General features: G+C 57.6%; 16 protein-coding genes and 1 pseudogene. 10 read left to right on the top strand and 7 right to left on the bottom strand.

From position 1 onward, the window contains the following. Positions 1-168: 168 nt before the first annotated feature. The 3 genes from U5805_RS18025 to U5805_RS18015 all read right to left on the bottom strand — a co-directional run bounded on the left by U5805_RS18025 (position 169) and on the right by U5805_RS18015 (position 7,496). Complete coding sequence (locus U5805_RS18025; protein ID WP_322104854.1) at positions 169-6,366, bottom strand: tetratricopeptide repeat protein; 6,198 nt, start codon at positions 6,364-6,366, stop codon at positions 169-171. 329 nt (positions 6,367-6,695) lie between these two features. Continuing rightward, positions 6,696-7,157, bottom strand: a complete 462-nt coding sequence (locus tag U5805_RS18020; RefSeq protein WP_322104853.1) for a mobile mystery protein A — start codon at positions 7,155-7,157, stop codon at positions 6,696-6,698. A gap of 93 nt (positions 7,158-7,250) precedes the next feature. Continuing rightward, on the bottom strand, positions 7,251-7,496 hold the full coding sequence (locus U5805_RS18015; RefSeq protein WP_322104852.1) for a hypothetical protein: 246 nt from the start codon (positions 7,494-7,496) through the stop codon (positions 7,251-7,253). Positions 7,497-8,088: 592 nt separating this feature from the next. Here U5805_RS18015 and U5805_RS18010 point away from each other — a divergent pair. Next, positions 8,089-8,442 carry a hypothetical protein gene (locus U5805_RS18010; RefSeq protein WP_322104851.1) on the top strand — a complete coding sequence of 118 codons (354 nt, stop codon included), beginning with the start codon at positions 8,089-8,091 and terminating at the stop codon, positions 8,440-8,442. A 4-nt stretch (positions 8,443-8,446) separates the two neighbouring features. Beyond that, positions 8,447-8,698 (top strand): annotated as a pseudogene (locus U5805_RS18005) (SOS response-associated peptidase family protein); the annotation flags it as partial. A 45-nt stretch (positions 8,699-8,743) separates the two neighbouring features. Here the strand turns inward: U5805_RS18005 and U5805_RS18000 are convergent. Further along, positions 8,744-10,528 carry a hypothetical protein gene (locus U5805_RS18000; RefSeq protein WP_322104850.1) on the bottom strand — a complete coding sequence of 595 codons (1,785 nt, stop codon included), beginning with the start codon at positions 10,526-10,528 and terminating at the stop codon, positions 8,744-8,746. A gap of 296 nt (positions 10,529-10,824) precedes the next feature. Between U5805_RS18000 and U5805_RS17995 the strand changes: the two genes are divergently transcribed. Further along, a complete protein-coding gene (locus tag U5805_RS17995) occupies positions 10,825-11,709 on the top strand; it encodes a hypothetical protein (protein WP_322104849.1) in 885 nt (294 codons plus the stop codon). Between the two features lie 181 nt (positions 11,710-11,890). Here the strand turns inward: U5805_RS17995 and U5805_RS17990 are convergent, their stop codons facing one another. From U5805_RS17990 to U5805_RS17980, 3 genes are all read right to left on the bottom strand, one after another. Beyond that, positions 11,891-12,871 carry a hypothetical protein gene (locus U5805_RS17990; protein WP_322104848.1) on the bottom strand — a complete coding sequence of 327 codons (981 nt, stop codon included), beginning with the start codon at positions 12,869-12,871 and terminating at the stop codon, positions 11,891-11,893. Positions 12,872-12,907: 36 nt separating this feature from the next. Further along, entirely contained in the window at positions 12,908-13,162 is a 255-nt protein-coding gene (locus U5805_RS17985; RefSeq protein WP_322104847.1) for a BPSL0761 family protein, read from the bottom strand. 724 nt (positions 13,163-13,886) lie between these two features. Beyond that, complete coding sequence (locus U5805_RS17980) at positions 13,887-14,405, bottom strand: DUF6471 domain-containing protein (RefSeq protein WP_322104846.1); 519 nt, start codon at positions 14,403-14,405, stop codon at positions 13,887-13,889. A gap of 116 nt (positions 14,406-14,521) precedes the next feature. Here U5805_RS17980 and U5805_RS31840 point away from each other — a divergent pair, with 116 nt between their 5' ends. From U5805_RS31840 to U5805_RS17945, 7 genes are all read left to right on the top strand, one after another. After that, positions 14,522-15,094 carry an HAD domain-containing protein gene (locus U5805_RS31840; RefSeq protein WP_415914627.1) on the top strand — a complete coding sequence of 191 codons (573 nt, stop codon included), beginning with the start codon at positions 14,522-14,524 and terminating at the stop codon, positions 15,092-15,094. Between the two features lie 1,271 nt (positions 15,095-16,365). Then, positions 16,366-17,688 carry a hypothetical protein gene (locus tag U5805_RS17970; RefSeq protein WP_322104844.1) on the top strand — a complete coding sequence of 441 codons (1,323 nt, stop codon included), beginning with the start codon at positions 16,366-16,368 and terminating at the stop codon, positions 17,686-17,688. Continuing rightward, positions 17,685-19,124, top strand: coding sequence for a TnsD family Tn7-like transposition protein (locus U5805_RS17965; RefSeq protein ID WP_322104843.1), 1,440 nt, complete (start codon positions 17,685-17,687; stop codon positions 19,122-19,124). Before U5805_RS17970 ends, U5805_RS17965 begins: the two co-directional genes overlap by 4 nt. Positions 19,125-19,195: 71 nt before the next feature. Continuing rightward, complete coding sequence (locus U5805_RS17960; protein ID WP_322104842.1) at positions 19,196-20,587, top strand: TniQ family protein; 1,392 nt, start codon at positions 19,196-19,198, stop codon at positions 20,585-20,587. Between the two features lie 32 nt (positions 20,588-20,619). Then, positions 20,620-21,606, top strand: a complete 987-nt coding sequence (locus U5805_RS17955) for a TnsA endonuclease N-terminal domain-containing protein (protein WP_322104841.1) — start codon at positions 20,620-20,622, stop codon at positions 21,604-21,606. Next, a complete protein-coding gene (locus tag U5805_RS17950) occupies positions 21,593-23,986 on the top strand; it encodes a hypothetical protein (protein WP_322104840.1) in 2,394 nt (797 codons plus the stop codon). The genes U5805_RS17955 and U5805_RS17950 overlap by 14 nt, the downstream gene beginning before the upstream one ends. Positions 23,987-24,113: 127 nt before the next feature. Further along, on the top strand, positions 24,114-24,917 hold the full coding sequence (locus tag U5805_RS17945; protein ID WP_322104839.1) for a serine protease: 804 nt from the start codon (positions 24,114-24,116) through the stop codon (positions 24,915-24,917). Positions 24,918-25,061 lie beyond the last annotated feature (144 nt).

Here is a 25,061-nt window from a genome sequence, read left to right as displayed (position 1 = left end):
GTCGGCTTCCCCGAATCTTTTTTGCGTGGCCCAACTCGCTTCTGCGCGAGAACAGGCATGTCTTGCCGCTGCAACCGAAGAGCTCCAGACAGTTCGAGACGCGCTCAACGCACTGCAGATGCCGAGAAGGTAAATTAGTGGGTGGCGTACGTCAGATTGGCAAGCGGTTCAAGTCTGAGCTCGCAAGCGAATCTGTGCGTTCCACACGGCGCTGTTGTCGCTTATTCGCGACTCTTCATATATGGACTCTAGCGTTCTGCGAATCGCCGTCTTTGCCGGCTTCCATGCAGCAGCGACCTGCGAGAAGAGCTCGGCTACGTTGCTGTAAGCAAGAGCAACGTCATCGCTCCGGCTGAAGGTGATGCACGCTTCGAGCAACTCGTTGAGTCTCTTGGCGCGTTCGTCTTCCCCGTCAATAACGATTGATGTCTTATCCTCTTCATATCGGTCACTGAGATTCTTCGCGAGCTCGAACACTTGAGACCTGAAGCTCGTTTGTGTCTCACATTCACCAAGTAGTTTTACGCATCCAGCAAAGCAGCGCCAAGCAATGAGAGCCTCCGTCTGCACTGCAGCAAGCTGAATTAGATTTGCGCCCGCAACAATCTCGACGAAACGCTGACGGGTGGCGGCGCGCAAGCCCATGCGCGTTAGTGTGTACAGGTGAACCCAAAGCATCGGATTCTCTGGCGAGGACTCAAAGCCTTTAATAAGTTCTTGCTCGAAGTCTTCTGAGATGGTCGCCGGCAATAAAGGCGATGCCGCACGTGTCGCCGAGTGGACCTGCAGGAAAGAGTCGAGGCAATTCGGCGACAACTCTCGCGATGCAATGAGCCATGGGTTGACGCGATTGTCGACTCGGGTCAACGCAATCGCTTGGTCCAGCAGTTCCGGAGGCTGTAACGAGCCAGCGTTTGCCCCTTGCAGCGCGTAGTTCATGCCGCCGTAGAACAACACTACTCCAACATAATTGTTGGGAGATGCACAATCTAAAGACCGCGTTAGCCCGCCAAACGCAGCATCCGATGACATGGAGCTGCGCAGTTTGCCAAAGGCTTTAGGAATCTGCGTTTCCATGTCGAGATTGCGATTAAGGATGCACATCAATCGCGCTGCGTGGTACCAAGTCGTTACCAACTGCTCTTCGACTGACCTGCTTCGCCATTCCTGCATCTCATGAGCGCGGATTTCTGACCACATCAGCAGCGGGCCCATTGCGTTTGCCAAACCGTCCCAGCGGGACAGAACGTCCGTAGCCATACGTGAGCCCAGCGCTCGGACTCCCGAAGGCAAGTTCTGTATCTTTAGCAATGAAAATGCGTGAAGGAAGTGCAGAGGTGACCGAGCACCCAGTTCGGCAAATGCTGCATAGGCAGAGTGCTGAATTTCCGGCGAGCTAGATGCAAAGCGTTCGATAAAGACCTGCGGCAACGGCACCGGCAGGCAGGCCAATCGAAGGAAGGTCTCTTCAAGACCATATTCGTGCAGCAACGCCTCGGCGGCCTCGGCCCATCGCAACGAAAACGTTGTGCTTTGAGCTTTGAGTCTCAAATGTCTGAAGACCTGACTCGACTCCGGCGGGATGCATTTCGTGAGGGGAACACTATGGTGCTCGTTGAGTTGCTCCTCAATATCGTTATAGCAGAATGGGAGGCTTCGTTTCCTGATTTCATCAAGCGCTTCGTATCGCTTCACGCCGGATTTCAGTTCGACAATCGCTTCCATCGCTTTGGCGGATTCAGCAGGAGCACGGTCAAACCACGCGAGGTGTTGATTCAGAAACGAGCGAAGTTCGCCTTCGTCATCGCACGCGAATATGACAAACGCGGGGTCGTTGATTTGGGCTTTCCTGCCGTTGAATTCAATGGCGATAGCTCCGGGAGGCTCCATCGGTTGGAACGTGACCATGTCGGTCGAATCGTATGCCTTAGACTGCGATTTTCCCTGCCGAATGGCGCGGGAAACTGCCGGAATGAAGCGGCTCTGAAGCAGTTGGATGTCACCGATGTGAGTGACCTTCACGATTTTGGTCATTAGAGCCCGCCGCAGGCTGGACTCACCTAGCAATCGGTCGCGGAGTTCTTCGGGTACAAGCTCAAGGCCATCTCGCAAGTAGGCAGCAATTATGTCGTCTGATACTTGCTTGTCTTTAGGCGGTATATCTGGAGCAAGGAGGCCGTCCAGCAGCATCGCGAATTGGCGGACGAGATGGCTTGCCAACACTTGGTCGTTGTGAAATCTGTTCTTGATGACACGGTCGTTGAGCCACTTTGAATACGCCTCCTTCCGAGACTCTGAATGTCCAATGGCGAGCTGTATGATGGCACTCAAGGCGGCACTGAACGTCACTGCGGCGAAAGTTGCCAACGAATCTTGGTCCTTCCTTATCGAAGGATGCTCTCCCAGTGGTCTCTCCATTCGGAGCTCGGACCAAATCCAGGTTGCCCATGCAACGCACTGTTCGTCTGTATGCGCTTTCTTCGTCCATACCATTGTCAGGCACTCGTCCGTCAGACGACGAGTTGCAATGAAAACGTGGATTTCATCCGGTCGGTCAGTGTTGGTGGCTGGAAAAGCGCCGATTTTCAAGCGGCGCTCTTGGAGCGTCGCTCGAGCTAGATAGCGTCTAAGAACTGAAAGCGAGTGTGTTTCCACCACTTCCCCATCGACGATGGCTGCCTGTCTGAGATGGAACAGAACCTCTTCGGCCGCGACTGGCAGAAACATTGCGTTCGCACTTCTGAGGTGTAGGAGCTTCATGAAATAGTCTGCGTCCGACAGCGCTCGCGACTTCCTGAGCGCACGCAGAAGTTCGTATATACCGACTACGGGGGCTGTACCAAAACGTGGATAACCCGTTATATACCTGTCATCGCAGGAAAACACTGCGTTGGCGTCAGGCTCGCACCGGAGTAACTCAAGCAAACCTTGAGTCTGCACAGGATAGCCAGTCGTCGCATCGGCTTCCGCGCGTAAAGTGCGTCGCCTCGCCGTCTGGTATTTGTCGCCAAGGAGTTGATTTACAACGTGAGTACGGAGTTCATTCACTACCTGCAGCACTTCCTGCCTCTGGCGTGAGGCGCGGAAGGTTTGTGTCATTACAGCTGCAAAGTCGCTGTCGACGAACACCGCGAAGGTATCCAGAATCGCCTGCAGCGAACATCTGAATGTGAGAGTAGCAAGCGTGCCTTCGTTGAAGCACAACCGAGCGCCAACCGGTGGAATGGTTAGGTCGGCACTCACCGGACTCAAGTCCGAGACGGCATTTTGAAATTGAGTTGCATCTATTCGGCCAGCTCGGCGAAGTCCCTCCAGCACGCACGCGACCGTGGCCCGATGAAGTCCGTTTGGCACGGGCTCCGTTTCATCCGCAACGACCATCCACATGTCGGCGTCGTCGCTTTCGGAAGGCAACAAATAGGTGCCAGTGTGTCGTGACTGTGACCAAACGCGGATAGCTCCCGTCTTGAATGCTTCGACGATGGCACGTTCGATTTCGAGACGCTTTGGCTGAGGATGTTCCAGCGAGTCGCCGAAGGTTACGAGCTGGCTTGGCAAACATGCCGGCACAATTACCGCAGCGACAACAGATTCGATTGTTTCCAACACTCCGAGCTGCTTCGCCAGTAGCAAAGTCGAGACGTCAATGTACAAGCGCCAGTCCTTGAGCGCTATCCCAGTGTCAAAATCAAAATCCCGAGCGCCATTCCGAATCATCAACGGCAGCCACTCATTCGTATCAGTTGATGTTTCGTGCCCAATGTAATACCGCACACTGAAATCAATATCGGCTGGCTGCGCCGCGACATGAAACGGAATTGCGCCGTCAAGATAGAGATTCCACACGTTGAACCGTGCTTGAACTCGGGCCGCTTGGAATTCTCGAAACTCTTCAAAGTTCATCATCTTGAACGGCCCATCGCTTGACCTGCTCATCAGCGTGGCGATAGTTGACTGGAAGACGACGGCCTCTTTGTCCATTCCAAGTCGAGTTGCTTGCATGTGCGCCTCGACTGCGAATTCTTCGGACAAGCCGCTCTCTTCTGCATGCTTCACCAGTTTGCGGGCCAAGTCTTGGTCTTCCAATGCCACAAAGCGTGACCAGCGAAGCGCGTCACCTGCGGATAGGTCTTTCTTCGATAACTCGTCGCGAATGGTAGGAATGGCGCCACGGATGTCGCCGATTTGCAGCCGAATGTTTGCGGGCAACATACGCTCGCGGAACCCGTCGAATTCGGAAGACAACGCTTGCGCTGCCTTAAGTGCCTTTCGGTGCTCTCCTTGGTCTGCGAGAGAGTGAGCCTCAATGACAGCAAGATTTCGAGGAAATTTGCCATGTGGGAAAGAGGTCTGATTCTTCTGTAGTACCTGTAGCGCGCGGGCCGCATTTCCGGAATTGAAAGCGGCGTGTGCAGCCATCTCGATGGCTGATGCCGTCTCAAACTTGGTGAGCAGCTCGACGTAACGACCGAGAAACGCCCAGCGGCCGGCGGCAGCGAGACGAGACGCGGCAGCAAGCAACGCGACTGAGCAGTTATCTCTAGCGGCCAGACTTGCGAACAGCGACTCAAGGTCTGTCCAGGCGAAGCTGTCAGAAACGTCACTGACCATTGCGAAGATGCGCCGCTCCAAACCATCTTTGTCTGGAGTTGGCGCCGAGATTGATTCTCCCGACGGCGGTTCTAAAAATCCTACACGGGCCTCGTACGCGGCGCGTTGTGCGACACTCGTGAAGAGCGCCTCGTTCTGGAGCAATACATCCTTCGCGCCAACATCATTTGAGTCGAGCGTCAGAAGCCAGCTGTAGGCCAGAACGTGATTTGCATCTTTGTCATCCCCTTCCACGAAAGCGCGGAGTGCCTCGCGACTTCGTGAACGGTCGAATTTAAGGCCTCGCGTGAGAGCCCAACTTATGACTTCAGGGCTTGCCGGGTCGGCGTCCAAAAGGCGGTCGCAGCGTGTTTGTGCCGCGGACAGGCCGTCGACAAGGTTGCATTCGCACGCCAGTGCCCATAGTTCATCGTAGGAGCCTCCGAGCGGCTTTCCGGGCTCAGCGGCGAGACTGGCGAACGTCGTCAATGCTTCGTCGAGAAGCGCTTGACTCGCGTCATCTTGGCGAACAAGTTCTGCCGCGATAGGCGAAGGATTGGCGAAGTGTTCCTCTCCAACGACCTTCGATAAAGCGTTCGCGTAGCGGATGACCGCGCCAGCCCGCTTAACAATGAACCAACGAGGTGCGCGCGATTCGGCTCGGCGTATCTCGGCGAGTGCTGCATGACGCTTGCCTCGGAATAGAAGCAAATACGCACGTAACCTGCACACTTCGATAGTCGGCACGCCGTCGACGAGAGGCAACCTATCCAAGATGGATTCGGCGTCATCCAGACGCCCAGCTTGGAGAAGCAACGCCGTTTTAACCTCCAGCGCGTTAGGCTCAGATGTGTTTTCGAGAAGCTGCAGCGCTCTGTCGTGGTCGCCTTGGTGGGCCGTCAAAAGTGCTCTGAAGCCTAGAGCTCCGTCTGCGGAGAAAGCATCGGCTTGGTCCGCAAACTCCGTCGCCGCGCTGATATTTCCCTCTTGAAGTTTTGCAGATGCTAGATACCGCAGACACTTACTTTTGACGGGCGCGGGAAGCCGCGACCAAGCTTCGCCATTTCTTGTCTTTTCCAGCTCCACGACGATGCTGCTTGGATTCTCTTCGCGCAGTCGAGCCTTCAACGCATCCAGTTTGCTGTCGACTTCGGTGCTCAATGCAGTGACGAGCGGCGCCACGGTTGTCGTGAGCATCTCCAAAAGGACGCTTTGGTCAGAAGCAATCGCATGCGCGCCTGCCGGAACATCGCCACAGATAACGTTAGCCCAATAGTTGCCAATATATTGACCAACGATGGCCCGCTGAAATCTGAGCTTGTCTTGGAATTGGCGTGGCCCCCAAACCTCGTATTCCATTCCACGTTCGTGGAAAATCTGCTTCTGCTCGAAGACCGCGTCTGCCGTCGCACGCCTGTGAACCGGCGCTGCGACCGCGAGGATGAAGCGGCGGACATTCCGCTGTTTCCAAAACGATTCGTAATACTTCAAAAAATCGTCAGACCACTCTTTGATTTCGCTCGGAATCACATGTCCGTAGCATTTTGAAGAGGCCACGACTATGGCGAACTCGCCTCGTAGGTCACCATATGAGTCCGCGCCGAACTGCTTTTCGCCATCGTCGTGAAACATCTCGGCAGTTTTGACATCTGGCTCGAGTGCCAAGACTGCGCGAGTTAGCTCCTCAAACTGCTTTGACTCCATCTGTGAGAAGTCAGGCGGGTCTCCACGATTTGTGGACGGGACGATTTCACGGCGCGAGGAATCTGCGGTCATGCGAGCGGTCACGAGGAAATGGTTCTCTTCCGAAGAATCTTATACGACTTAACCCTATTTTTTTGTAAGCGCACTATGGAACGCTGATGCTCTGGTGGATAAAAGCGGCAACGGACGACGAGCTTTCGTGAACTGGACTTCTTTTCTGATGCGGTGGACCGATGTCAAGTGACGGCGCTGATGGATACCTAGATGCGTACTGAATGATGGGCAGTTACTAACCACACTGCGTTTAGCTGGCGCGTTTGCGCCAGCTAAGCTGGAATCAGATGCCTGTACGCCGCCGTCATGTGGGTAGCCAGATGTTAGCTGCCTCCATTGCAACGGCATCATCGCCAGAGGTCGGACCAAGGCCCCCGGAGCAGTTCTTCCATGCGCTGCTCGACCTGCTTCCGAAGTCGAGACGACGTTGGGCGCTGGTTCTCCAAAGCCATGGAGTGCGCCACTCCGCTCACTTCCTGCATGGCAATCTCTCGCGCTCGCTCTTCGACCACCTTCGAGAGCGGTTTGCGGGGTACGAGAGCATAGACAAGCTCGCAGTCCAACTCGTCTGCCAATCTGCGCAATCGCTGAAGCGTAATTCGCCCCTCAGCCTCGGCTTGCTCCGCCTTATGTAGTGTGGATGGCGAGATACCTGCACGGGAGGCTCGCTGGCGCTCGGTCATCCCAAGCGTCTCTCGAATGAGCTTCATCCAACCCCGCTGAGGAGCACGACGTTTTGCCAAATCGCCATAGGCTTCAGTCAGTGCCTGCACCTGCTCAAGTTTGAGCTGCCTCATCCGTTTATCCATCTGCTTGCCTGTAAGCTAGCAAAAAGCCAAGTTTTGCTGCCCTAAAGGGAAGCAAGCTGAATCGCGCCCAGCCCGGCGAGCGTAGCGGCCCGCTTATTCCTCGTTCGAGGCTGAGTCTTGATAGGCTCGCGCCGCAGCCTCCCGTTCCGCTTGGTAACGCTGAACCGATGCCCTCGTGACGAGTTGCTCCGAGGCCGTTTCGTGGCGTAGTTCCAGCTTTCCCTTCTCGAGGAGCTTCAGTACATGCGGCCGAGAAACAAAGAGCAGCTTCGCCGCATCGGCGACCGAAAGAGCTTCACCGAGAGATGCTCCTGTTGTGACTCTATCTTCCGTATCCATTATGGCTCTCCGGTCACGGGTATCAATCGAGTGTAGCCCCTTCCCGAGAGCACCTACCCAGTTTCTCCCGGCGATGTGTACGGTCACCTCAGGGGTAGCGTCTCCATGAGTCAAGCGGTGCCGGCGGCGACTCGCTGGAATGTCCGCCTTGGCGCGACCGCTCATCGTTGAAGAGCACCCGCATCTTCTCCAGCGCAATCAGATGCGAACGGGTTTCCTCCTTCCACGCGGACCGAACGGCACCGCACAACGCATCTAGTTCGTACATTAGACGGCGAAGCCTGACGATTTCAAGAATCAGGCGCCGAACGGTCTCATCCTGGCTGCTGCCGGACCGATGGGCGGCCCAGAGCGCGCGGAGTTCATCGAGCGATGGCGTCGGCGAATCGGGTAATCGGCGGTTCGCCGCGAGAACTCCCCCTTAATGCTGTGTATTTATACAGTATTTCTGGCAGGCGTCTCGTGGTCAACGACGCCTGTCATGTGGCCCGTCACATTCCGGCGTGCCTCGGCGCAGACGCTGGCGGAGCTAGCAAGCCGCGGTATGCGGCGTACTATTTAGCGTGGCGTTCGCAACTCGATGGAGGACGGAATGGCTGACCGACACGTGCCTGACGAATTTCCGAGAGAGCCTGAGCTTGGCTCCGTGACTGGCGTTCAACCGAAGCTCCTCGTTCGAGAAGTCGACGGTCGCTATGTCAGCGGGCCCACCGATGAAGAACTGCTGGAACGCTACGACATATGCGATGACCTCGCCGACCAGCTCTTCCAATATGCATCGCGTAAGGTCGCTACGGCCGGCCTGTCGCCGGACGTGGCGTTGGCTCGAGCCGAGAAAGGGATGCGATTGAAGGTTGACGCTGGCGCATGGGACCTTTCGCAGGCTGAAGTGGTGTGGGTGATGAAGCGCGCGCACCAGTTGCTTGCAGCCAAGGGCGATGACTAACGCACAGCAGATGCTCGTCGCTTGCCTCTGGTCGCATTGGACGGCTACGGGCGAGCAGGACCTATATTCGTTCGCGGCTATCACCGACGAGCCGCCATCTGAGGTTGCAGCGGCGGGCCATGACCGCTGCATCGTTCCCATCAAGCCTGAACACGTCGAAGCCTGGCTAAATCCGGACCCTAAAAACCTGAAAGCGCTTCAGGACATGCCAGATGACCGAGACCGGCCGTACTACGAACACCGTCTGGCTGCCTGAAGCCGCCGGCTCGTGAAGCGCGTTCAGCGGACGCGTCGGCTCGCGCTAGCTCTCAGTCGGGGCCGCGCCAGAAGCTTCTGAGGCATTCCTCGCCTTTTCGACCGCTCTGCCGATGGTTGCGAGAGAGCGCACGAACGAGTCCAAAAGTTGCCAAGACTGGAAAATATGCAGCCGCTCGCGGTCAATTCGCGCACTCTCGTAAGCCTGCGAGAGGTCCTTGCCAGCAAGATGAGCATCCGCCAACCGAAGGTCGTATGTGCCGAACAGCGGGCCGGTGACTTCGCGGGCCCGTTCTTCTGGAAGGAGAGTCGCCACAACCTTTTCCAGTGACTTGAGCGACCCCCATTTTTCCCCTTTCGGAGGGGAGACGATTTTTTGCAACGATTGTGCGTCGATACTGTCGGCGGTGAGGCGGGCCAGGTCCTTGGCGAGGGCGAGCAAACCCTCCTGGTCAAGGCCTCTGAATCGGTGGCACCTGCCGACGATGTCTGAATACTCTTGATGTGGTCGGAAAAGTGCGGTGCCGTAGTGTCTCTCGAAGGCTAAATTTACGAATTCCAGAACCTCTGGAAGAAATTTCTCGGGGGCTTGAGTTTCGACTGGCGATGCGTCCATCTGCGATGCCCAGAGCTCCGCTGACACTCCGCCTTCGGGTGCGACCGTGTACGCTGCCCAGACCTGCTGTTGCCAGTCATCGAGCAGCCCCATGTCCTTGGCGTACACGTTGACCAACCCAAGTGCATTGATGCCGAAGTGCACCGTCGAGTCCGCATTGGCTCCCACCTCTCCCGTATCCTGCGTGTACCACAGAAGGCGGCTATCTCTGAACCGCAGCAGCGCATTGACGACGTCGGGCTTGAACCACAGCCACCGACCTTGCGCGGCTAGGGTGTCACGGCTCTCGCGCTTCCCCGATGCGTCGGTCAGAAAGTACACCGTAGCAGGCATCGGGTCTCGGCGAACCCGGGGACTGCGGTCAGCGGGCGCAATCCATTCGCTCTTCCACAGTTTGCCTATAACCCGGAATAACTTGTCTCCCTCGGCCTTCACGCGCCATTGCCGACTCTTTGCGTTGTCTCCTGCGGGAAACGAGAATGCCGGCACATCGTCGTGTCGCGCTTCGCTATTGTTCGCGATATGAAAAACGGCTGTCTCCGACCCAAACCGGTGACCATTGCCTGCGTGAATCGGCATAACGATGCCTTCCCACTCAATCCCATCTTCTTTTACCGAGGCCTTGCCGCCCTCCCACTTGATGTGTGACACGTCGGCCAGGATTTCGTCGCGGTCGGTGTAGATAGACGTGAAGAGTCCCATCCTCCGCGCCGCAAGATAGTCCTTCAAATACTCCGTGCGAATTTTCAGCTCACAGGGGCGGCCGAGATTGCGAGTCAACTTCGCAACTTCAACATATCCCTCAGACGGGCGAACCCATACGTCTCCTTCCCGAAAGAGACCAAGGGCTATCACCAAGTCCTGGTTCAAATGCCATTCTTTATCTTTCGACCCGAAGCCTGGCTGCTCAAGCACCAAGTTGAGGCCCACGAAGTCATTACTTTCACGGAACAACTCGACCGAATGGTATTCGTCGCCACTCGCATCCGGACCATGCGAGTGGCTTATGCCGGCATCCATCCAACCCAGCTCTTGGGCATGCTCCCTGTCCTCTACCGCGCACGCGACTGAACCGAGCCCGAAGTAGGTCTTGTTCCAACCCAGATACGCATACTCACCGCTTTCTGTCGTGATACTTGCGCGCAGCGGTACCCAGCTTGAAGTCGTCAATGTGCGGCGCCGCGCCTCCCGCAGTTCAAACCATTCCTGTTCCATGTGTCTCTGAAAAAACCTTTCGTTGGGGCATACGATTGAGCGAACGTGCTCCGTGTGCTTTACGGCCGCGCAAAACTGGCGGCAAGGAGAAACAAGTGTCGATTCACGTCAGCGCTTGCGGTGTGGAAAACTGTATATGCAAATCGAATGACGCGACGTATGACTGGCGTTACCCCGTGCCAAGAACGAGCCGATGCGTGCTGTTTGCGCTTGGTAATATAGCTTACGCTGGCATGCGAGAAGCACTGCATTCTCGGCTTTGCTTGGCGGCTACCGTAGTATTTGAGCGCGCGTGATTGAGTGTTGTCAGCCATACAGCACAGACCATCATCGCAAGACAAGCGGAGGGCGTGATGTGGGGCGAGACTTTGAGTGAGCGTGAAGCGCGGGCTATGGAGCGCGTATTGCCCGAACTATCCTCAGTTACGTGGGCAAAGCCACTCGTTGACCGCATCGAGCGAGATGGCGGCCTCTGCAGCGATAACATGCCCTTGCTGTTTGAGGCACGGTTTGCACATGCTCTTCTCAATCAAGGGCCGGCGCCAGAATACGAATTTCGTGCCGGCGTCGGCGATACGGTAATCGACTTCCGTGTGCCCGGAAACGCGGACTGGCTCTTCGAGTTGACGAGCATCAGACCAAGCGAGGCGGTGAAGAGGGCAACAGTCGAGGACGGCCCCTTCGTATCGAGATTCCTCAGTTCGCCGAACGTGGGGAACACTGCTGACGAGAATAAGGAAAGCGAAGAGGGTGAGATGTTGCTGGCCCAACAAAAGATAGGCGCGAAAGTTTTCGACGGTGTCGGGGCCACGAAATTCCCCGAGCCTGACGGTCGCATTCACGTCATCCTGGTTGATATGCGAGCGTATCTGAACGGCGGCGACCCTTGGGATTACGCGCAAATTGCATATGGACCAAATCGTATGCCACGAGAATTGGTTCACTGCTGGCTTCACGATGGGCAGTGGCAGCCGATTCGCGGCTTATACGAGCCGGAGTGTCTCGGGAAAGCTGCACCGTTCGTGCAGCAGCGCATTCACTTCCTCGCTTTTGTAGCCGAAAAGACATACGAGCCGAACGAGATTCTTGAGAAGCTTCTTCTGCTTCCTAATCCGAATTTGCTAAGTGACAGCGATTTAAAGCTGGTTGCCGCTGAGTGTCCAATCAAGGTCGGGGTATAACGGCGTCGCTGCATGAGTGAGTAGGCGCACTCGGTGCCATCCGGCGTAGCCGCGGCAATCCGCTTGGGCTGGCTCGCGCTATGCGATTCGGAGAACGAGTTGCTCTCCGTCCGTGCGCACGCTCATGCGGACGTCGCGGAGATGGGCCTCTGAGCCACGTCCCTCGGTCCGACTTTCCGGCTCACTGGGACAACGTACCAGTTCGATAGTAAATGCTTTCGGCCAGGCGCAACGACCTGACCGAACCGACTGTCACCCGAATGCCGCGCCTGCCGCTGGCACGAGAGTCAAGTTGCTCTAGGCGACTCGCAGATACCAGCCCGCGAGCTTCATGAAGACCGATACCGAGCACGTCTGCCGCGTCCATGAGCGTCATGCCGCCTGACCGTCCTCCTGCCCGCATATGAGCTGCGACATAACGGATGAGTGCTGGAATATTGCCAGCGGTCGTTCGGGCGGGCAACGGCAACAGATAGCTCTCTCCGGCAGTGGACTGAATGGCGAGTGAGTGTCCGGCGTCGGCAGGCGTCAGTATCAGTGCGGCTTCGAACAGGCGTGAGTCAGGAGGTGCGAGCCGACTCACGGAAACCATCATGCGGCCTACCGGGGCTCTCCCGTTCCACCGCTCGTTCGCCCCAACCGTAGCGATGACCCGCGTCCACAGATTTATACGAGGGTCGATTTCAAGGACGGCCCGATACAGAGGCTCGGCAGCTGTCTCACTACGGTCGAGAGTCTCGCCGGGATACACGGAGACGATGGTTCTGGACCATTCTGATGCCCAGGCTTTCGCGAGGAAGCGTACGCAGTCGTAGCGCTTAGCATCACACAGGCAGTCGACGGGCCTCAAACTCCAGGTTGACGCCCGCGCAGTATGAAGCCAGCCGAGTCTCGCCTCTGCCGGCGCTGGATACAAAATCTTGCATAGCTCCCACAGCCGCTTTCTCGTTGAGTCGTCGGCAACTAGGAAGGACGGAATGTACGGGCGACCTTCAACAAAAATAGCAAACAGCTCACCGCGGCGGAGCATCTTCTGCAGCCTGATGCGCGGCACATCAAGCGCCTCGCTCATCGCGTCTGGGAGTATCAGGTGGCCCTGCTTTACAGCTTGCTCGCGTGTGCCGAGCAAGGCCGGCCAGTCCAAAGCATTTGCGTTCGGCATGGACGACTCCATGTTGGTTAGTAGCCAGGTGGTCAGTTAGCGCGCAAACATCATGACGTCGGCCGGAGCACTTCGTCGCCTGATGCGGTCTATATCGGACGGCGCGGCCCAGATTTCCGGCAATATCAGCGCGCTGGCCTCGAGGTCGTCCCGCACGGGGAGGTGTCTCAGCAGCGCAAGTGCAACCGACTGAACAAGCCCGGCGACTTCGATAGATTCGGCGTCCGCCAGCAGCTGTAGAAAATCTCGAGTTTCGAGAATTGCCTGTGTCCTTTCGGTAGGAAACGTCATGGCTGTAACTCCGTAAAAACAAGCGAAGTGACGTCCGAGAACTCGACGACACCGTTCCACTTGCACCAGCGTTTCCAAACGTACTCCGCCTCTCTCGAGTGGCTTGACGGCCCGCACAGCTCGTAGATACGCCCCGACTGCGTTACGCCCTTGCGAGCGACGGCGTCGAAATGCGTTATCGCGGAGCTGACTCGTCCCGAACGGTCTCGAACATCGACGCCAACGAAGTGGCGCGTGTGTGAATCGGTCTCAAGGATTTCCCAGGAAATCAAAGCGAGTTGTGGCTCCATTTTCACCGGTGCTACTTGCCAGATAGGCATGATGACCTCCAGACACTGCTGCAGGCGCTAAGCACGATGCCCCTGAGCTGCAGCGAGTGGAGACGGGAAAGCCAGCGACCGCGTAGTGGCAACGGCGCTATCTGTTCAGTCCAAGGGCGTGCAGGAGCAACTCCAGCGAGGGAGCTGTTTGCGGTCGGTTCGTGCTGTGTGCGAGCCAGTAGAGGAGCTTGGCCTCTTCCTGGTTGCTGGTAGACGACTGTCGCCGGTGAGCGCCCGATGATTTCGGGCAGGCTACAACGCGTGACCAGCTGCGCTCCTGAAGCAAAGAATGTTTTACGCTGGCCCCCCTTTGTTCTGCTTCCTCGGGCCGCTAGAAAGTGCGAAATTTTTCGCACCTGAAGTCACTGTAGTACAACGATTTGAAACCGCAAGGAGAAGCAGATTTATGCGTTGTCCACCTCAACCGCGCTTCTTGCGGCGTAGACCATGTCGCTCTGGTCGATGAAGCGGTCGAGAGACTCCGAGTTGAGCAGATGAAGCAGCTGGATGAACACGCTGAGCGGCAGCAGGCCACCCCGCAGTTGCGCTTCCAACGAGGACGCCGACACGGCCGCTCCCAGCCGGGCGAGCCGCCCGGCGATGTCGTTCACGTCAATCGACGGCTGTCGTGCCAGTTCCGCCTCGAACACTCTCCTTGCACGCTCCTCCCACGTACCATCTTGACGCATCGCCGACATCCAGCGCTCTGGAAGTTGGGCGTTTGTTGCCGCAAGGATGTGCAAAAACATACTTGTCCGCAGCGTGCCACGGGAAATCTTCGAGACGATAGCGCGCTCCCCGCCGCTCACTCCGTCACGCGTGAGCGCATCGACCAGAGCGCTATAGGTCATGTCCTTTCGGGTCAACGCCACACGCGTCGCTCGCGAGGCAAGTCTCGACCAGGGGGTGTCAGCTTCGCTCATAAATAGTTGATTTTTCCAACCGATTGCCTAAGCTTCAGTGCGAAAAAAAGCGCACTCTCCCGAGAGGTTCCTGACCGAAAAACTCCCCCGAATACAGGGCGGACGTTTCGGTCAGAATGCCTTCCGCGCATCTCTTGAGAGTGTATCGCCGGTCATTCCCGGTGTGCATCTGCCTCTTTCTGGAGGTGGTCAACATGTTTCCCGAACGAGTGCTATATCTAACGGTGGAGGGCGTCGTCGTCCCACGCACCGTGACCCGCACGCAACTCGCTGCGGCTGAGCCATGTCGATGGTCAGAATGTCGGCATCTGACGTACCTCGCCGATATGGTAGAACCGCTCGAACAGGTCGGCATCGTGCTCAATTCGGTATGGCTCCCGGCGCTGGACATGAAAACCATCTCGGACATCCTTCCGCAACGGCTGCGTAATCGGGTCATCGGCGCTACCGCGCGAGGAAATCGGGTATTGCGGCGCGGCAAGTTGCACGCTGCGGTAGGACGACGCGAGCACCTTGATGCCGACGTACAGCGCCGCCAGCCGCGCCAGCTCATCGTGCTCGAGTGTGATGCCTGCAGTGTGCCCGTTCCCCTGCGCAGTAATGCAGTCATTGTTCCCCATGGCCTCTGGGCGGCAACGTCGGACGAGTGGCGACATCTCGCAGATAAGCTTACTACACGCATTAACTGACAGACATCCGGATTTTCGTGAAAACGACTCCGTGTTTATTTAACGCTATACGTATATCAATTAAAGAATAGTTAATACTATACCGTGAAATGCGCCAAGAAAAATGGTGCAGTTTTTCTAGTCAACTCAGCGCCGTTTTCTTTGCAAAGCTCCAACAGGCCATGTTGTCGCCGCGACGAAGGGAGACTTGCACATTGATATAAAAATAATTCCCCGGCTAACTCCCGTCCAATAAGGGGGTAATGCAAATTGGCGGAATGCTGCACCTAAAAACTGTTGACGAACAGAAAATGGTCGTTAGTATGTTCTCAACTTAACGAACCGGAGGTAGATAGAAGATAAGAACCGAAGAATTCCATGGTGAACTATACAAAGTCCACACCAAGGAATTTTTGAGAGATTACTAGGTAGTGCTAGTTCGCAGTTGATAAGTCGACTGCGACTGAGCAAGACGGGCATCCGGTGAGTTCAGCCCGGGTGTATTGGTGCCCCCTCTGGGGGAGCTCCTCGCCACAGAGCGCGTAGGGACTCCCATGGCCGGGGCGCCTCGGTCAACCTGAGGAACGTAGTCATGCTGGAAGCGTCCGCTCGGCCACGGCCGACCACCCATCAAGACCGGACTTCTTCGTCTGGTTGTTGGCGACATCCTGTAGGCCGCCCCGACAGGTTTTCGCGCCTTTGCTGTCATGAGTTCCGCCGACAGCTCTCGACCCACGATTCCCAAAAGCGTGCTCTGCAAGCCGCGAACTTCTGGCGCGCGTGCCCGCCGGCATTTACAACCCGAGCGCAAAATTTCGAATATTGGTGCCGGGAATAGCCGACGCAAAAATGCAAAAAGGGATGGCAGCAACCATCCCTTTTTGACTTAGACCAGTTTTCACTCACCTCGTGAGAAAAACCTTGCGCCCCTAGACAAGGCGTAAGGTCTCACGAGTTGATTGGGCTGTCAATGTTTTCGCATGCTTTTTTTGAAAGGCAGGGAGACATTCGGCCAAATTAACCTCGGAGGCTGAAATGCCCGGTATTCATGTTGCCCATACTGAATTCTTTCCTAAAGCAATCATGCTCGCGGACCCGCCATTTAACGAATCCGGTTCGAATTCGAAAATCGGCGGTGGCCTTCCCATTCGTTGCCCATCTTTACGATTCCGTCGCTCATTCGCGCCGGGCCGTAGCCATTTCGGATGCAATACGCGCAATGCGAGGAAATCGCGCGCCGTGATTCACAGGCAGCCCCTGTACATCGGGGGGCAATTCGAAGGGAGCCGGTCATGAAGCGGGAACCTTCCAACGAAATTATCGAGCTGGACTATCGAAACGGGGAATTGATAGTCCGATACAACCCCTGTTTGAATTACGTTCCGCAGTGGGATGACCACGACTCGGTTGCCGACCGCATGACCATCGCGCCGGAGCGCGGCGCCGACGGCCGTATCGATTCCGACGCTTCTGCACTCTTTCCGACAGAGGCGCTGACTGAACTGGTGAAAGCGCTTGCGGAAGCCATCTTTCAGAGCACACAGGAGCGCAACCCTGCTGACTTCGCATTTCAGCAGCTCCTGATGCGTGCGTCGGTGCATCTTGCGGACACGGCTGACTCGCATGGCCACAACATTCCGGCCCTACCTATCTCAGTTCGAACGGCAGGTCCCAGAGGCATGTTCGTATCCATACCCTCCGCCATGGGCATGCACTCGTTCGTAGCCGCTGTCGAAGACTTCGTCGGAACCGGTTCGGCGAGTTTCGACGTTGACACGCCGACTGGGCAGCCGATTCGCGTAAACCGGCTGAAATCCCTGACCGTCGAGTTTCCGCCGAACGGTTCACCACGTCGCTTCGTCAAGACGCTGCTCCGGAAACTGGACGGCGTAGTAATAACGGGATTCGCAGACGAAGTCAGGGGCGCCTTCCATCGCAACCCGGAAGATTGTGCGCATTCTTTGGCCGCTCTCGGAATACAGCAGAACCTGGGGGTCCTGCTCATCACTGGCATAACCGCAAAGGCCATGGCTCAGTCTGGCGCACCGCTCGTGCTCATGGAGCTGGGTCAGTTTGCGACTCTCACCGGGATTCCGGTTGTGTGTGTCGGGACACCCGGCGCTGCGGCGTCGCTGGTCGAGCTCGGCGTTTCCGCCGCCTCTCTTTACAGCCATGGCGCCTGCATCATCGAGCCCTTCGGCAAAGAGGACCCGCATTGGGAGCTCTATTCGGAATACACGTGGCAGAACTATTTTGCAGATGCGTTTGGTGCGGCACGGCCCGACTGGTTTGTCCGGGAGATGTTTACGCACTGCGCGGGACACACGGACCTGCTGTTCAAATTGGGGCGTCACGTTCGAGATATGGACAAGGGCCAGTGGGGTAATGCGCTCACTCCGGAGGCGCTGAACGGTTTTGCCAGGAAGGCGCTCGTGATGGAATGCAAGGCGCTCGCCCTCGTCGCCATGGTCAAGCAAAAGGCGAAGGTTAGCCGGGTGACAGCCATGCGCTTTGCTGATTGGTTGCCCATCGATTCGGCGATGATGCTTATCGCGCCGAATGACGAACCCATGGTGTCCGCGCTGTTATTGCCCGTCATGGGAGAAGCATCATGACCAAGGCTATCCACGATGTGCGAGTGCAATTCCCGGCATGGCCGGGCGAGTCGGTGACCAGCATTGCCGACATGGTTGCGAAGACGAGCGGCACGCACGCAGTGCGCAAGCTGTTGAGAACAGGTATCCGACGTGGCGCGCTCCTGTATGGGAGCCTCCCATGCCGCGTGCAGCAGTTCTGCGACGCGACGTCTTCCGCTTACGGCGATGAGCGCGACCTGCTCGCCGACCACACCCTGCATCGCTTCGCTACCGTAGGAATGGAGGCCGCCATGGCTGAACGCACCGCTGAGCACGTCGTCTTCGGCACCATCACCCGCACGAAGTATCCCAAGCTGATGCCAGGATTCGAGTGCGGGAACCGGTTCGGTCTGCAATGCCCCGAGTGTGCACTGGAGGCGACCATGGTAGCCGGCCGCCGCATCTCTTACGTGGCGCACTGCATCCCATACGCAACTCGTTGCCCGTGGCATGGGTGCAAGCTGGTCTGTGACAGCGAGTGCAGCTCGCTCGAAATCCTGCTCTCGCAGAATCGCGGCCAGGCTCGTGAAGCCAACTCGTTGCGGTACGCACGACTTGCATGGTCTATACATCAGAATACGGCGCCCGGAGCGTTGTGGTCGCGCATCCACGAGAACCTGCAAGCTAAAGGCTATGCGACGGAAGGGGGAAGGCTGCGGTTGAGGGAGCTCCGTCCTCAATTCCTTGGCCTCTTCTCCGAGGGATTCGAAGATGCACGCTTGACCCAGCTCGCTGCCGATTGGCACATCATCGAAAGCTGTATCCGTGCTGCGAACAGAGTCGACCGAGCCGCGCCGGCGTCGATTCTTGTGCTGATGGATTGGACCGCGCACGAAATCGAGCCCATCCGTCAGAAGCCATCGCGCGCGCCCCTCGGATACCACGCGTCGATGGAAGAGCGGCTGTCGAGAGACGTTCATCGTCGGCGTTGGCTGGACCATTCCATTGCCGCTCCGACCGCCAGCCGCACCCAGCTGCGTCGCACCGCTCTGGGTCTCTGGATGTGGCTCTACCGCAATGACCGGCCATGGCTGCTGGCAAATCAGAGGCCGGCGCGCCGTCCGTATAACCCGCGTCGCACACACGCGATTCCCGAAAGCGTCTTGAGCACGATTCGCGGGAACGCCGTTGACATGCGCGAGCGTGCAGGCGGTAGGGAGCCGTTGCCTTCGGCGTATCAGATGCGGTTGGCCTATGGGATGAACGACTATCTGTTCGACCGCGTCACGCGCAGTCTGCGTCGCGCTCCGAATCCGGTCCAGCGGCCCGCAGCCAGGGAGGTGTTCGTGAGCCGGCGCTTCGAGCGGGCGGCGGAGCGCAACATGGTCGAAGGGCTGCCTCGCGACATCGCGTCGGTGTCCCGCCAGGCTAGGCTGCGCGTGGAGACCGTCCAGAAGTTCAACCGGCATCGCTGACCCGGGGCGCTATGGCTACCTATAAGAGGCTTTATCGGCCCGCGATAGGTTTGTCTATCTGTCGCGGCGAGATGTTCACCCTGTACCTCCGACGGCTCAGGAGATACGCGAAGCACAACCTGTCGAGTAAGTCCTGGTTGCTGCCAAGTGGCCAAAGACCGGTCATCGAGCTTCTCGGCGACACAGTGGGTTCTGTCGAAGACGTTCTCGAACACAACACACTGCTGCCGTTGACGGCCCGCTTCCTTGAGACCGATGACCATCTCTTTGTGAAGGCCCATTTCCTCGGCGACCCACACCATGGGCTCCAGGCAAAGCTAGGGATGAATGGGCCGCGGAGCGGCTGGTCGAAAGTTCGGCTGCTCCGTTGTCCCGAATGCATGAAAGAGGACATTGCATGCTGCGGCAATCCGTTCTGGCGACGCGACCATCTCGTACCTGGGCTCCTGTTCTGCGGCAAGCACGGTGTCCCGCTTCACGAGGCTTGCGAGGAATGTATGGATTTCGCAATGAATCCGGAAAGAGTCCTCCATGCCGGACATCATTGCGGCTGCGGACTCAAGCCCATCGGAGATGCTGTCAGTCTCTCCTCTGCGCAGGCGGAAATCGAGATTGAGGTCGCGAAAGCAGCATCTCAACTGCTCAACTCAAACTATCTGCCGCGCTTCGACCAGGACGGCATCAGGGCTGCAGTCGAGCAGGCAACTGTTCAATATGGAATCGTATCAAGTGGCCAGGTCGACAAGCGCGCAGCCGTTGATTTCTTTAATGCCAGTCCGTTGACGCCGACGCTACGGCGGACAGGGTTGAATCGAGTTGGCCCGATGCGGTTCGCGAAAGTGCTTAGAGGCGACGAGGCCGTTCGCCATCCGGCCGAAGCCATCATGCTTTTGATTGCGCTCTACGGAAAATGGCGTGCTGTCGAAGATGTGTTTCACGCAGGGCCTCGACGTCCGCAGGGGCAACCCAAAAAGCCTGAAACCTCCACGCGAGTCCTCCCGCTCTCCTGGACGTACCCGTATCGCCGGATTGCTCAAAAAGAGTGCTTCGACCGCGACGAATCTCGCCACATCCTTTGCTACTCGGAACTGCGGCAGCAGCGGCCAGAGCTCTCGCACGACCAGCTTCAGCAGTTTTTCCCGTGGCACGTTCGCCAATTTCTTTCCCGAGCGCGGCTAACGGAAGCAGGTGTCGACGTTCCAGTGCCGAAGTTCGGTATCGAGCGAGACAAGAAGCTGGACGTTGAGTTCGCGCGTCACATTGACGAACAGGGGCGTCGGCTACGTGACTCGCAATACTCTGGACGCATCTGTAAGCGAGTCCTCGTACGTGGGTTCAGACGCTCAGACCTTTTCGGCCAATCTCACCTCAATGGCCGGCTCGGCGAGTCACTTGCGGCGGTATCGAGGAACAAGGAAAGCAAGGAGCAATGGAAGGCCCGTACGCGCTCACGCGCGGCGTGATGCGCACATCACTTTTCTACGTGGAGGTTTGAATGGATACGATAGCTCAATCCGATACCGGTGTGCGCAGACGTCGCGGGAGAGTCTATGTGTCACCTTTCGACCTGGCAGCCAGAAGGTGGCTCCACGACGATTATGTCGCAGACCAGGTCACTCCATCTGCAAAGCCGGACGCTGGCAAGGAGACGTTCCGGTTCTTTGATGTCAGACCCTGTGTCGTGCCGCAGAGCGTTCTGCTCCCTGCATATGACCCGTTCGGCTGGCCGCACGGTGAAGAGTTCACACCGCTCCTGAAAGCGCGTACGCCACTCCACAGCACCCGCGTGGTTGTGCCCGGCTTCAAGTTTGACCGGCTCATGCAGGCGCTATCCATGTCCGAGTACCGCGTGCTGACGAAGCTGACGATGCATCCTTCTGTCCTCGACATTCGCGAGCAGTATGGAATCTACGACCGGCAGGCGTACTGGCAAGCGGAAGCCGAAGGCAAGCGGCTGGCGCGAAACAAAATCATGACCATCGATGTCATCGTCACGTATGCGTTGCCGCCAGACTTCAAGTTACGGTATCACGCGATTTCGGTGAAGAGTCCACGTCATGTTCCTAACGAGAAGGACCTTGAGCGCGAGGAGCGAGAACGCGCGGCGATGGCGGAGCGAGGCTGGACTTGGGAGCTGGTTCGTGGCGACGCGGTGCCGATTATCGAGTTCTGCAACCTTCGGACCGTGTTCGGGTTCGCGCGCGACCAGCATCTCCCTTCGCTTTACGAGCCCGCTCGCGATTTTGCGCCCGTTGTCATCCGTTGTAGCAATCGGGGATGCCTGAAGGCGGTGATGGAGCGTTCCGCGCGCCATATGAACATCAGCTATGACAAGGCAATTCACCTGTTCGCCGCCGCAGTCGCATACGGTTTTTTGCAGGTCGACCACAACTACCTTCTTGAAACCGATAAGGAGTTCCGCCTGGTTCCCAGCCGTCTGTATCGCAACGCATCGATGAGGAGCAGCCATGTCCTGCACTGAAACGTACAAGGTCGTACCTGTATCGGGATTGTTGCCTCGGGCCGCCGACCCAGAGATGCTGCAACGTCTGAATCAGGTCGAGGAGCGCTGGCCCAAGGGTCTGTACCGCTTCGCCCCATTCAAACGATTGAGAGACGGCGAGGCCGCGCGGTACAGGGCCATCTGCTGGAATCAGGTCGACAGGAAGCTCCACGTGCTCAGGCTTAAGCGCAATGCAGCTCCTACCGGCCGAGGGGATTGGGAGGTGTGGTCAGAGGATGCGGCCGATAAGCCGCTCAGCGACATCGCCCGGACCGACGAGTCTGTCGCGCCTGACTATATGAACTTGCCTCTGACGCAGCTGCCCAAAGAGCTCAAGAGTTCACTCACAGGCTTCGAGCGGCGCGACCGGATTCTTCGAGCGTTCTGCTTCCGCGACACGAAAGGCTTGGGAAACCCAAGCGACTTCGTCTTTGACGATGAGGTTGTCACCGACTCAGCGGCGCGAGCAAAGGCACTGCGCTACGTCTGCCAGTCTCTTGGAAAGCTTCGTGGATGGGCCACGTATGTCTGCAAGCTACTCCATCAATTCTGCCACTTCGGCGGCGCTCCCAATGCGATGCTTGCTCAGCACCACAAGAAGGGATGTAAAGGACAGTCGCGGACCGGAAAGCTCGTCAACAAATCTGGCAGGTTGAGCGCCGCGGAACGGCGTGAGAAGCGGCATCACGAGGCGACGGGCAAGCCCATAACTTATCGGCGCGCGCCTACCAGCTCCGACGATGAAAAGCAGATGAGCGACGCGCTCAAGACGTGTTGGGCGGTTGAGCGTAAAACCAAGCTGGAGGCTTACGACCGGCTCATGGAGCACTACATCGATGTCCCTGAGTGGCAGACCCCAACCTTGCATACTTTCCTCAAGAAGTCGACCCCGCTGATAGTCAGGGACGACCTGCTCAGTTTGCGGAACCGACATCTTATTCAGGAGCAGACGCACGCAGCCAGAGTTGGCACGGCGACCACCTACACACAGGGGCGAATCGAAATTGCAGACCTCGACGCCTTCACTGCGAGGGTCCCGATTGCGGTTGTCGTGAAGGGGAAGGTTAAACCTATCCACATCAAGGTGATACTGGCCGTGTCGCGCAACTTCCGCACCATCCTAGGTGCAGAGCTAGTCATACGAGGTGAAAAGGCTGAAGCATACCGACGATGCATCGCGTCGATTTATTTGGATAAGGAGGAGCTCGCGAAAGAGCTGGGGCTCCAGTCCGCCGATGGCTTGGTTTCCGGAACCATCGACGGAATATTTGTCGACAACGGCGCGGGCGCTGCTCACAAGAACGCCGAGGTCGCCTGCGGCCAGATGAGATTGGGATTCGAAATTGCGCCGCCGTCTCGCGGTGACCTGAAGGCGGTTGTCGAAAGCATCAATTCGATGATGGCGAAAATCCTGCGGAAGTGGCCCGGCGGGTACGACCGTGAGAATGACAAGGTTCGCCAAGAGGAGCGCAGGAAAGCCCGTACGGAACGCCCCATGCCAATCAAGAAGTTCAAAAAGTGCCTATGGCTCGCGATTCAACACCACAATTTGCACGGCGACCGTTCGAAACTCCGTGACATCAAGATGCTTATGGACGGCAACTCAGGAACACCCGCGGCCCTGTGGGAACACGCGCAGCTAAAACGCACCGGCGATGCCGCGCGAAAACTCACACCGAGGGAGGTGTTTCGCAGGTTTGTTCCTTGGGAGCCGTACACCGTCCTCAGAGGCCTCGTCCATTTCTCGGGGGGCTATCGGTATGAATCGCCGGAGCTTACCGCCTTGTGGACCGAACACGTAAAGACCCCTAAGCCTCAACGGAAGCCTCTCGTCGTGAAGGTCAAGGCGCTGGATGGGAGCCCCCACGCCCTCATTTGGGAAATGCCTAATGGGGAGGAAAACCTCCTCCGGCTTATTGAAGAGGATGCTCTCCGCGTTGGTAACCTGATGTGGGACGATTTGAACCTCACTGCTGAGGCCGATTCTATGCGCAAGCTGGAAGAAGAGAACGCAAGGCGTGTCAGTGCGAAGCACGTTTCGACGGTGGCCCAGCACACTGGCGTGGGCAAGGCTGAACGCACCCGCATCGCGAATGGCGACTTGGGCGGACTCAAGGGCGAGTCGATGGTGGCAGCTAAGAGAAACGCCGACGAAGAGATTGACCGCGATTGGGGCAGGAAGCAGGCAGAAGCGTTGGGCCTTACGAGCGGACCTATCATCGTTCCCGTTTCCGCGCCCGCACCCGCTGCTCCGCCGGAGAAGTCGGAGCGGAAGGTGCTCAGTGCCAACGCGCGCTTCGTAGAGCGGATGCGTGCGAGGCGCAACGCCAGCCGCGGGAACAACCTCGGCAATCATTGACGGTGGCGAGCGCGGCCACGCAGGCGAACAGATGACGCAGGTCTGGTCGCCTGCGGCGCCGGCCGCGCAGCGCGACTTCGGTCCACGCCGCCTGACCAAAACCTGAACCCTCACTTATGAATATCTGATGCTCGAAGAACTCTACAGTCGAATCTCGCCAGCCTGCTGCTGTATCACGGTCTTCCTTGAAGACGAGAAAATCAGCGAGGGCTCAGGCTTCGCGTTTCTTCCGAACGGTCAGGTGATTACGGCCGCGCACGTTGTCACCGGGCGGTTCCCGATTCGACACAGCGACTACACTGACCCGGCGCTGAAGATATACTGCAAGTTCCAGGGTCTGCCGGTCGCAGAGTATGTGGTCCAGCTTTGCTCCATGAACATACAGGTCCCGGGATTCTCGCAGCCAGTCCAGCTGGACATCGCGATGCTGAATCCGAAAGAGCCGTTTTCAACCGAGGTCCCTCGGATACCGGTTGTGCTCGGGGATACGCCCCGACTTGGCCAGCGCGTCTTCCTGGCAGGCTATTCAGAAGAGCTGCGCCTCCCTTTCGACATCGACCGACTGCTCGAGCCCGAGACAAAGGGCGCAGCCGAATTTAAAGCAGCGATGGGCAAGGGCTACATGGCCGACATGACGGGGCCGCTCATCAAGCAAGGGCATATCGGCAACCTCAGGCGCATGGTGACGACGGTCTCTGGTCTCGGAACCCTCGAATGCGATGTCATGTATATCGACAACGCAATGCATCCCGGCGCCAGCGGCGGCCCGGTGTTCAACGAGCGGGGCGAGGCTATCGGGGTTCTATCTGAGCGCGCCATGACCGCCGTTGAGTACGGAGCCGATGGCCGAGCACGCGTGCCATCTGGTTGCACCATCGCTATCGGTCTCAACCCGCTTGCGTTTCTTGGCGGGCAGCCCGCAGTCTCTTAGCGAGGATTCAGTCAGCTCGCGTTCCGTGAGCGACTTAACACGCTGACGCTAGCAAGCCTCGCGACTTTCGCTAGGCCGCTCCAGTTTCAACATTTTTGGGCCGCAACGGCCCAGCCGGTCATTCCTGACAAAAATTCATGACCC

Origin of the sequence: Paraburkholderia sp. J41 (genome assembly GCF_905220235.1) — a bacterium.
Lineage (GTDB): Bacteria > Pseudomonadota > Gammaproteobacteria > Burkholderiales > Burkholderiaceae > Paraburkholderia.
This window is presented reverse-complemented; position numbering and strand designations above follow the sequence as displayed.